The sequence below is a fragment of the Roseibium sp. AWQ4_290 genome (genome assembly GCF_056160985.1).
The window spans coordinates 1-223 of sequence record NZ_JBSWYG010000110.1; the positions used below are offsets into that span (position 1 = coordinate 1).

The window sequence follows — 223 nt, forward strand, 5'->3', positions numbered from 1 at the left end:
CCCCGTTGCGCAATGCGCCGGGTTTGCGGGCCAGAGCCGGGATGTAGTGAAGCGGATCATAGATCGTCTTGCCGCGGCCGAAGACGCGATCATGCTGTCCCACGACCTGTCTGTCCTGCCAGCATTCCAGGCGATCGGCGTAGGCGCGGATCTCAACGGGACGACCGACCGCGCGGGCATCGACCGAGTACCGGTTCTTGTCGAACCGTACGAGGCAAGTCTT

1 protein-coding gene is annotated in these 223 nt (G+C 63.7%); it reads right to left on the reverse strand.

Going from position 1 to position 223, the window contains the following annotated elements:
- On the reverse strand, nucleotides 1–223 hold a 223-nt coding region (locus ACXAH0_RS25350), incomplete at both ends, for a Mu transposase domain-containing protein (RefSeq protein ID WP_475196118.1).